Source organism: Kocuria rosea (genome assembly GCF_023715525.1).
Lineage (GTDB): Bacteria > Actinomycetota > Actinomycetes > Actinomycetales > Micrococcaceae > Kocuria > Kocuria rosea_A.
On record NZ_JAMBOG010000016.1, the window covers coordinates 69,822 to 80,011 of the forward strand.

Here is a 10,190-nt window from a genome sequence, read left to right on the forward strand (position 1 = left end):
CCGAGTCTACGTCGGGCCCCCGCGCGGCCCGCGGGCGCCGGCGGAGTCCCGGCACCGGGGCTCCCACGGCCGGTGAGAGACTGGGAGGGTGAACCCCGCCCCCTTCGACCTGTCCCGGATCGGCGCCGGGCTGCCCGTCGCCGCGGTGACCGGCGAGCTGCGCGCGGCCCTGGCCGGCGGGGTCGCGGTCGTGCAGGCGCCGCCGGGCAGCGGCAAGACCACGCTCGTGCCGCCCCTCGTGGCCGGGCACCTGCACGACCGCTCCGGGGACGGACCCCCGGCCCGCGTCGTGGTCACCCAGCCCCGCCGGGTCGCCGCCCGCGCCGCGGCCCGCCGGCTGGCGCACCTGAGCGGCACCCGGGTCGGCGAGCTCGTGGGCCACACCGTGCGCGGGGACCGCCGCGCGGGGCCGCGCACGCTCGTCGAGTTCGTCACGCCCGGGGTCCTGCTGCGCCGCCTGCTGGAGGACCCGGAGCTGACCGGGACCGGCGCCGTCGTCCTCGACGAGGTCCACGAGCGCGGCCTCGAGTCGGACCTGCTGGTCGGCATGCTCGCCGAGGTGCGCCAGCTGCGGGAGGACCTCGTGCTCGTCGCGATGTCCGCGACGCTCGACGCGCCCCGGTTCGCGGGCCTGCTCGGCGACGGCGCCCCCGCCCCCGTCGTCGACTGCCCCGCGGCCCTGCATCCGCTCGCCGTGCACTGGGCCTCGGCGCCGGGGCGCCGCACGGACGAGCGCGGCGTGACCCGGGAGTTCCTCGACCACGTCGCCCGCACGGCGGCGTCCGCCCACGCGCAGGCCCTGGCCCGGGACGCGGCCACGGACGCGCTCGTGTTCGTCCCCGGCGCCTGGGAGGTCGCCCAGGTCGCCCGGCGGCTGCGGGAACGGCACCGCGGCGTCGAGGTGGTCGAGCTGCACGGGCGGGTCGGGCCCGCCGAGCAGGACCGCGCGACCGCCGGGCGGGGCCCCGGGGACCCGCCCCGCGTCGTGGTCGCCACGTCCCTGGCCGAGTCCTCCCTCACGGTGCCGGGCGTGCGCCTCGTCGTGGACTCCGGGCTGTCCCGGGAGCCCCGCCGCGACGCCGGCCGCGGCATGACCGGCCTCGTCACGGTGGCCGCCTCGCGCGCGTCGGCCGAGCAGCGCGCGGGCCGCGCGGCCCGCCTGGGCCCCGGGGAGGTCGTGCGCTGCTACGACGAGCGGACCTGGGCCGCCATGCCCGCCCACCTCACCCCCGAGCTCGCCGCCGCCGACCTCACGGGCGCGGCCCTGCTGCTCGCCTGCTGGGGCGCTCCCGGCGGGCGGGGGATGGCCCTGCCCGACCCGCTGCCCCCCGCGGCCCTGGCCGAGGCGGTCGCGGTCCTGCACGGGCTCGGGGCCCTCGACGCGCAGGGCCGGGCCACCGCCACCGGGCGGCTGCTCGCGACGGTGCCCGTGGACCCCCGCCTGGCCCGCGGCCTGCTCGACGGCGCCCGCCTCGTCGGGGCCCGCCCCGCGGCCGAGGTCGTCGCCATGGTCTCGGACGACCACCGCCCGCCCGGCGGGGACCTGTCCCGGCTGCTCGGCGACCTGCGCGCCGGCCGGGCCCCGGACGCCCGCCGCTGGGCCGAGGAGGCACGCCGCCTCGAGGGGATCGCGGCGGGGCTGCTGCGCTCCGGGCGCCCCGCACCCGGGACCGCCGCACCCACCGGCGGGAACGGGGTGCCGGGGGACGCGGTGGTGGGCGCCGTCGTGGCCCTCGCCCTGCCCGAGCGGATCGCCCGCCGGGCCGGGGACAGCTGGCTGCTCGTCTCGGGCACCCGCGCCGGGCTGCCCGCCGGCAGCGCCCTCGCCGGCCACGAGTGGCTGGCGGTCGCCGACGTCACGCGGGCCGGTGGGGCGGCGGCCGCCGGCACCGGCGCGGTGGTCCGCGCCGCGGCGCCCCTCGACCGGGCCCTGGCCGAGCAGTGCGCCGAGCACCTGCTCACCGACGAGGTGCGCGCGCGCTTCGACGGCGACCGGGTCACCGCCCGCCGGGTCCGGGCGCTGGGGGCGGTCGAGCTCTCCGCCACCCCCGTGCGCGCTCCGCGGGAGGCCGCCCGCGCCGCCGTGCGGGCCGCGCTCGCCGAGCACGGCACCGGCCTCGTCGGCTGGTCGGACGCGGCCGAGGGGCTGCGCCGCCGGCTGGGCCTGCTCCACCACCACCTCGGCGCGCCGTGGCCCGACGTCTCCGAGGCCGCCCTCGCCGCCCGGCTCGAGGAGTGGCTCGCCCCGGAGCTCGACGCGCTCGCCGGCGGCGCCCGCACCGCCGGCGTCGACCTCACCGCGCCCCTGCGCCGGCTGCTCCCGTGGCCGCAGGCCGGGCGGCTCGACGAGCTCGCCCCGGAGCGCCTGGCCGTCGCCAGCGGTTCGCGGGTGCGGATCGCCTATCCGCCCGCCGACGACCCGGGCCGGCGGCCGGTGGTCAGCGTCAAGCTCCAGGAGTGCTTCGGCTGGGCGGCGTCGCCCACGGTCGCGGACGGGCGCGTGCCGATCCTCTTCCACCTGCTCTCCCCCGCGGGGCGCCCGCTCGCGGTCACCGACGACCTCGCCTCCTTCTGGTCGGGCCCCTACGCCCAGGTCCGCGCCGAGATGCGGGGGCGCTACCCGAAGCACCCCTGGCCCGAGGACCCGTGGACGGCGCGCGCGACCGCCAGGACCGCGCGCCGGGCCTGACGCGGCCGGGCCCGGTGGTGCCCGGCTGTGATCCACGTTACGATGAGGTCACCGCACCTGCCGAGCGCGCTGATCCAGCACGCACGGGACCGGCCCGCCCACCTCGCGGTCCCCGGTCCCGGGGCATGGACCGCACGGCCCCGCGACGCGATCGTTCCCGCGGGCCCGGGCCCGGTCACGGTTCCGCCGGAGGACACCCGCCCCTGACCGGGTGCCCCGGCACGCTCCTGCACTGCTGCGCGCAGCGCCACACGGAAATGGGTACGCACTCATGACTGCCACCTCGATCGAGTCCTCCACGGCGACGTCCGCCCCGACCACCTCGTCCCTGCCGCTGGTCGCCCAGGTCGCCGCGCCCGCGGTCGGCCCGGAGCTCGCCCGCTCCTGGCTGCTCGTCAACGGCGCCCAGGCCGAGCGGTTCGCGGCGGCCGCGGCGAGCGCGGCGGACGTCGTCGTGCTCGACATCGAGGACTCCGTGGCGCCCAAGGACAAGGAGCGCGCCCGGCGCAACGTCATCCGCTGGCTCGACGCCCCGGACGAGCACGGCGGGCAGCACCGCGCGTGGGTGCGCGTCAACGGCTTCGGCACCCAGTGGTGGGAGGAGGACCTGCGCGCCCTCGCCGGCGTGCGCGGCCTCGAGGGGATCATGCTCGCCATGGTCGACTCCCCGGAGCACGTCACCCGCACCGCGGAGCTGCTCAAGGACACCCGGATCGTCGCGCTCGTCGAGACGGCCCGGGGGGTGCAGAACCTCCAGGCCATCGCGGGGGCCCGCTCCACGTACCGGCTCGGCTTCGGCCTCGGCGACTTCCGCCGCGACACCGGCTTCGGCGAGAACCCCATGACGCTGGCCTACACCCGCTCCCAGTTCACCATCGCCTCCCGCGCCGCGAACCTGCCCGGTCCCATCGACGGGCCCGCCGTCGGGGCGCTGGGGCCCAAGCTGGCCGAGGCCACGGCCGTGACCCTCGAGTTCGGGATGACCGGCAAGCTGTGCCTGATGCCCGAGCAGACCGCCACGGTCAACGAGGGCCTCAGCCCCTCGCTGTCGGAGGTGTCCTGGGCCACGGAGTTCCTGCAGGGCTTCGACGCCGACGGCGGCGAGATCCGCAACGGCTCCGACCTGCCCCGGCTCGCCCGCGCCTGGAAGATCCTCGGCCTGGCCGCGGCCTTCGGCCTGACCGTGCCCGAGGGCTACGACGTCCACTTCGAGGCGCCGACCGACACGTACCACTGCTGATCCGGTGGTGCGGGGCCGGTGGCCGGCCCCGCTGCGCGCGGGCGGCGCACCCCCTGCCCGCGCCCGGGGAACCGGTGGGGCCGTGCAGACGCGGCCCCACCGGTTCTGCTCCCGGACACGTCCCGCAACCTCTGGGCCGGCGCGGACGGCGGAACTAGATTGGGCAGGGTGCAGACACCCCCGCGCCTCCCTGCTCCCCGCCCCGCGACGTCCCGGCCGGTCACCCGCGCGGCGGCGACGGCCGCGCTGACCCTGTCCGCCGGCCTGCTCACCACGGGCTGCTCGGCGCTCTCCCCGGACGACGGGCGGCGGACCGCGCAGCAGGTCGCCGCGGCGCTGAGCGCCGGCAGCCTCGGGGAGCTGGGCTTCGCCAACGTCCACGGCTCCGCCGCCCAGGCCGAGTTCGAGCGGGTCACCCGCAACCTCAGCGGCCTGACGGCGTCCGTGGAGGCGGGCCCCGTGGCGGACACCGGGGAGGAGGACCGCCGCGCGGCGTCCCTCTCCTGGTCCTGGCACCTGCCCGGCGTCGACCACGACTGGCAGTACGAGTCCCGCCTGGAGCTGGTCCGGGACGAGGAGGGCCGGTGGCTCCCGCAGTGGGCCCCGGACGTCGTCGAGCCGTCGCTGGCGCCGGGGCAGGGCCTGCAGCGCCTCGCCCTGTTCCCGGACCGGGGGGACGTGCTCGGGGCGGACGGGCGGACGATCGTGACGGAACGGCCGATCCGGCGCGTGGGCATCGACAAGTCGGAGCTGGACCAGGGGCAGGCGGGCGCCGCCGCGCGGCGGCTCGCGGCCGTGCTGGAGATCGACGCCGACGCCTACGCCGAGGCCGTCGAGCAGGCCGGGCCCGAGGCGTTCGTCGAGGCCCTGCCGCTGCGGGAGGCGGACTTCCGGGCCCTCGACGCGCAGCGCATGGACGCGGTGCTGGGGTTGCGCGTGGTCCAGGACGAGCTCCCGCTGGCGCCCTCCCGGGGCTTCGCCGCGGACGTGCTCGGCAGCGTGGCCGAGGCGACGGCGGAGGACCTGGAGGAGGCCGGGGGCGAGCTGGAGCCGGGGTCCATGATCGGCCGCGGAGGCGTCCAGGAGGCCTTCGACGACCGGCTGCGCGGCGAGCCCGGCACCATCGTGCAGAAGGTCCAGCTCCAGGAGGACGGTGGGGTGGAGCCCGTCTCCGGCACGCCCCTGGTGCAGATCGAGCCCGTGGCCGGCGAGCCGGTCGAGCTGACCCTGGACCCGGGCCTCCAGGAGGCCGCGAGCGGGCTGCTGGCCGAGGTGGAGTCGCCCTCCGCGATCGTGGCGATCCGCCCCTCGACCGGCGACGTCGTGGTCGCCGCCAACGGCCCGGGCTCCGAGGGCTACTCCACGGCCCTGCTGGGCCAGTACGCGCCCGGCTCCACGTTCAAGCTCGCGACCGCGCTCGCCATGGTCCGCGAGGGGGACACGGCCGGGACGGTCGTGCAGTGCCCGCCCTCGCTGACGGTCGACGGCGCCAGGTTCAGCAACGTCGAGTCCTACGACCCGGCGTTCCTCGGGTCCATCACCCTCAGCGAGGCGATGGCCCACTCGTGCAACACCAGCTTCGTCGCCCAGCACGACCGGGTCAGCCAGCAGGAGCTCGCGGACGCGGCCGCGGCCCTGGGCGTCGGGCTCGAGACGGACCTCGGCGTGCCGGCCTTCTTCGGCTCGATCCCCGCCGAGGAGACCGGGGCCGAGCACGCCGCGGCGCTGTTCGGGCAGGGCCGGACCCTGGTGTCCCCGCTGACGATGGCGAACCTCGCCGCGTCGGCCGCCGCCGGGCAGCTGGTCACGCCCCGCCTGGTCGCCACCGAGGGCCTCCTCGACGGGGACCCGGCGCGCCCGGCCACGGACCGGACGCTGACCGCGCAGGAGGCGGAGCAGCTGCGCACGACCATGCGGGCGGTCGTGACGGACGGATACCTCGACTCCCTGCAGGAGCTCGACCCGGACACCGCCATCGGCAAGACCGGCACCGCCGAGTACGGCACCGAGGACCCCCCGCGCACCCACTCCTGGGTCGTCGCCGAGCACGAGGACCTCGCCGTCGCCGTGTTCGTCGAGGACGGCGACCTCGGCGCGATCACCGGCGCCCCGATCGCCCTGGACTTCCTGCGCGCCGCCGACCGCGCCGCCGACCGTCCGGCCGCCCCGCCCAGCGCCGAGCCCGGCAGCGAGCCCAGCACCGACCCCGAGGAGACCCCATGACCCGGCAGCCCGCACCGGCCAGGACCAGGATCGGCGTCGTCGGCGCCGGGTCCGTCGGCACGTCCCTCGCCTACGCCGCCCTGATCCGGGGCGCCGCCCAGGACGTGGCGCTGTTCGACCTCGACGCGGCCAAGGTCCGCGCGGAGGCCCTGGACCTCGCCCACGGCACCATGTTCACCCCGGGGGCCCGGGTGACCGGCTCCGACGACGTCGCGGTGCTGGCCGGCTCCGACGTCGTGGTCGTCACCGCCGGGGCGAAGCAGCAACCGGGCCAGACCCGGATGGACCTCGCCGGGGCGAACGCGTCGATCCTCGAGTCCCTCGTCCCGAGGCTGCTCGAGCAGGCCCCCGACGCCGTGCTCGTGCTCGTGACCAACCCGTGCGACGTGCTCACGGTCGTGGCGCAGCGGATCAGCGGCCTGCCGGCGGGCCGCGTGCTGGCCTCCGGGACGGTGCTGGACACCTCCCGGCTGCGCTGGCTGCTCGCCCAGGAGGGCGGGGTGTCCACCACGAGCGTGCACGCGAGCATCGTGGGGGAGCACGGGGACACCGAGTTCCCCCTGTGGTCCAGCGCGAACATCGGCCAGGTCCCGCTGCGGGAGTGGGCGGTGGACGGGCGCCGCCCGTTCACCGAGGAGCGCCTGGCGGAGCTGGCCGACGAGGTCGTCCACGCCGCCTACGCCGTGATCGCCGGCAAGGGCGCCACGAACTACGCGATCGGCCTCGCCGGCGCGCGCGTCGCCGAGGCGGTGCTGGGCGACGAGCACGCGGTGCTGCCGGTGTCCACCGTGCTGGACGACTACCGGGGGATCAGCGGGGTGGCGCTGTCCGTGCCGTCGGTCGTGGCCCGGCAGGGCGTCGTCGAGCTCCTGCCCGTGCCGATGGACGCCCAGGAGCTGGCGCTGCTGCACCGCTCCGCCGAGGCGATCCGCCGGACGCTGTCCACGATCGGCTACTGAGCCCGGCCGCGCCGCCGCACGGCCCGGGTCCCGGCTCAGGCGCGGTCGTGGGCCTGGAGGAACTCGTAGACCTCCCGCTCGTCGACGCCCGGGAAGGCGCCCTCCGGCAGCGCCGCCAGCACGTGCGAGTGGGCCCGGGTGTTGGGCCAGGCGTGGCCCGCCCACACCCGGCTCAGCTCCTCCGGCGGCCGGCGGCAGCACGACGGGTCGGGGCACGTCGAGACGGTCCGGTGCGGGGTGTCACGGCCGCGGAACCAGCGGGCGTCCGTGAACGCGACCCCCACGCCGATGGAGAACGCGCCCTGGCCCGAGAGCTCGGTGCGTGTGGAGCACCAGTAGGTCCCCGACGGGGTGTCCGTGTACTGCGCGAAGGCCGTGAACTGGTTGGGCTGGTCGAACACGGTGCGCCCGGACCACTTCCGGCAGGACATCTGGCCCTCGATCGCCCCCGTGTGGTCGGTGGGGAACACGAGCCCGTCGTTCTCGTAGGCCTTGTGGATCACGCCGGAGGAGGCCACCTTGTGGAAGTGGGTGCGGATGCCCAGGTGGCGGGTCGCGAGGTTGGTGAACCGGTGCCCCGCGGTCTCGTGCGAGACCGAGAAGCGGTCCTTGAGGTCCTCCAGGAAGAGATCCCGGTTCTTCTTCGCCTCCGTGAGGAACGGGACGGTCTTGTCCTCGGGCAGCATCACGGCCGCCGCGAAGTAGTTGGCCTGCACCCGCTGGAACAGGAACTCCGCGTAGTCCTTCGGGGGCTGGTGGTCGAGCACCTGGTGGCCCACCGCCTGGAGCAGCACCGCCCGCGGGTCGTGGTCGGCGCGGGGGCTGTGCACCAGGTAGATCCGCCGGTTGAGCAGGTCGGTGACCGAGCGGGTCGAGTGGGGCAGGTCCGTGACGTGGTGGATGCTGTAGCCCAGCCGGCCGACCATCTCGGAGATCACGGAGTTGGAGACGGGGCCCGAGGTGTAGCCCCCCAGGGCCAGCAGCTCCTTGGCCGACTGCTCCAGGTCCGGGAAGTAGTTGTCCTGCTCCCGCATCAGCCGGCGCAGCTGCACGTTCGCCCGCCGGGCCTCCTCCGGCGTCGCCGAGTTCCGCTCCAGGGACTGCGCCAGCCGCTCCTGCAGGGCCACGAGGGCCTCCAGCACCTCGGTGGACAGCGCCGAGCTCACGCGCACCGTGGGCAGGCCCAGCTGCTCGTAGAAGGGGGAGCGCTGGGTGCGCTCGAGCTGGATCTCCAGCGCCTCGCGCCGGTTCGCGGGCTCGGCCCCGAGCAGCGCGTCCACGCTCGTGCCGAGGACGTCGGCGAGACGCCGGAGCAGGCTCAGGCGCGGCTCGCGCCGGCCGTTCTCGATCACGGACAGCTGCGACGTCGCGGTGCCCGCCCGGTCGGCCAGCTCGGCCAGCGTCAGCCCCCGCTCCTTGCGCAGCGACCGGATGCGCCGGCCGAGCCCGATCAGATCGGTGGTCCCGGCCTGGTCGGTCCCGGCCTGCTCCTCGTATCCCCACGCGCTCGTCACCATTTCTTCACGATAGACGAAATATCCCGGAATTTCATGGTGACATGTGGGGCTCACGGGGTCCGGGAGGGCGCAAAGTGGTGTGTGTCACCTCGGGAGCGCGAACTTCCGGATGACCTCGAGAACCACCGTCACGCCACCGAGCACCACCCCGGACCACTCAACGAGGAGCTGACATGTCCACCCAGAACACCCCCAGGACCGCCGACGAGATCCGCCAGGAGTGGGACGCCGATCCGCGCTGGGCGCGGATCACCCGCGAGTACTCCGCCGAGGACGTCGTGAAGCTGCGCGGCACGGTGCAGGAGGAGCACACCCTCGCCCGCCGCGGCGCGGAGCAGCTGTGGCAGAAGCTCCACGACAACGACTTCATCAACGCGCTGGGCGCGCTGACCGGCAACCAGGCCGTCCAGCAGGTCAAGGCCGGCCTGAAGGCCATCTACCTCTCGGGCTGGCAGGTCGCCGCGGACGCGAACCTGGCCGGGGAGACCTACCCCGACCAGTCGGTCTACCCGGCGAACTCCGCCCCGGCGGTCGTGCGGCGGATCAACAACGCCCTGCTGCGCGCCGACCAGATCGAGCACGCCGAGGGCATCAGGACGGTCGAGGACTGGCTGGTGCCGATCGTCGCCGACGCCGAGGCGGGCTTCGGCGGCTCGCTCAACGCCTACGAGCTCATGAAGTCGATGATCACCTCCGGCGCGGCGGGCGTGCACTGGGAGGACCAGCTGGCCTCCGAGAAGAAGTGCGGCCACCTCGGCGGCAAGGTCCTCATCCCCACCGCCCAGCACATCCGCACCCTCAGCGCGGCCCGGCTCGCGGCCGACGTCGCCGACGTCCCGTCGGTGGTCATCGCCCGCACCGACGCGGAGGCGGCCACCCTGATCACCTCGGACGTCGACGAGCGGGACCAGCCGTTCATCACCGGGGAGCGCACGGCGGAGGGCTACTACAAGGTCCGCAACGGCCTCGAGGCCTGCATCGCCCGCGGCAACGCGTACGCCCCGTACGCGGAGCTGCTGTGGATGGAGACCGGCACCCCGGACCTCGAGGTGGCGAAGAAGTTCGCCGAGGGCATCCACGCCGAGCACCCGGACCAGATGCTGGCCTACAACTGCTCGCCGTCGTTCAACTGGAAGAAGCACCTCGACGACGACACGATCGCCAAGTTCCAGCGCGAGCTGGCCGCGATGGGCTTCAAGTTCCAGTTCATCACCCTCGCCGGCTTCCACACGCTGAACTACTCGATGTTCGACCTCGCCCACGGCTACGCCCGGGAGCAGATGAAGGCGTACGTGGACCTGCAGGAGCGCGAGTTCGGGGCCGAGGAGCGCGGCTACACGGCCACCCGTCACCAGCGGGAGGTCGGCACCGGCTACTTCGACCTCGTGACGACCGTCCTCAACCCGGCCTCCTCCACCGCGGCCCTGGCGGGCTCGACCGAGACCGCCCAGTTCCACTGAGCACCCACCCCGGTCCGGCCCGCCCGGCCGGACCGGCCGGGCGGGGGGCCCCCCCCGGCCCCCCCCCGCCGCGCCGTCCGGCGGTGCGCAACCTTGCGTAAC

Annotated in this window: 6 protein-coding genes; 5 read left to right on the forward strand and 1 reads right to left on the reverse strand. The window is 75.8% G+C overall.

Annotated elements, in window-relative coordinates:
- Positions 1-88: 88 nt before the first annotated feature.
- The 4 genes from hrpB (at position 89) to M3185_RS12215 (ending at position 7,111) form a co-directional block, all read left to right on the forward strand.
- A complete protein-coding gene (gene hrpB / locus M3185_RS12200) occupies positions 89-2,689 on the forward strand; it encodes an ATP-dependent helicase HrpB (protein WP_251333951.1) in 2,601 nt (866 codons plus the stop codon).
- A 271-nt stretch (positions 2,690-2,960) separates the two neighbouring features.
- Positions 2,961-3,929: an HpcH/HpaI aldolase/citrate lyase family protein gene (locus M3185_RS12205; protein ID WP_251333952.1), complete on the forward strand. Its 969-nt coding sequence runs from the start codon at positions 2,961-2,963 to the stop codon at positions 3,927-3,929.
- Between the two features lie 168 nt (positions 3,930-4,097).
- On the forward strand, positions 4,098-6,152 hold the full coding sequence (locus M3185_RS12210) for a penicillin-binding transpeptidase domain-containing protein (RefSeq protein WP_251333953.1): 2,055 nt from the start codon (positions 4,098-4,100) through the stop codon (positions 6,150-6,152).
- Positions 6,149-7,111, forward strand: a complete 963-nt coding sequence (locus M3185_RS12215) for an L-lactate dehydrogenase (RefSeq protein WP_251333954.1) — start codon at positions 6,149-6,151, stop codon at positions 7,109-7,111. Before M3185_RS12210 ends, M3185_RS12215 begins: the two co-directional genes overlap by 4 nt.
- A gap of 35 nt (positions 7,112-7,146) precedes the next feature.
- Here M3185_RS12215 and M3185_RS12220 read toward each other — a convergent pair whose 3' ends face one another.
- Positions 7,147-8,628, reverse strand: coding sequence for a helix-turn-helix domain-containing protein (locus M3185_RS12220; protein ID WP_251333955.1), 1,482 nt, complete (start codon positions 8,626-8,628; stop codon positions 7,147-7,149).
- A 173-nt stretch (positions 8,629-8,801) separates the two neighbouring features.
- Here M3185_RS12220 and aceA point away from each other — a divergent pair, with 173 nt between their 5' ends.
- Positions 8,802-10,088: an isocitrate lyase gene (gene aceA / locus M3185_RS12225; RefSeq protein WP_251333956.1), complete on the forward strand. Its 1,287-nt coding sequence runs from the start codon at positions 8,802-8,804 to the stop codon at positions 10,086-10,088.
- Positions 10,089-10,190: the final 102 nt, after the last annotated feature.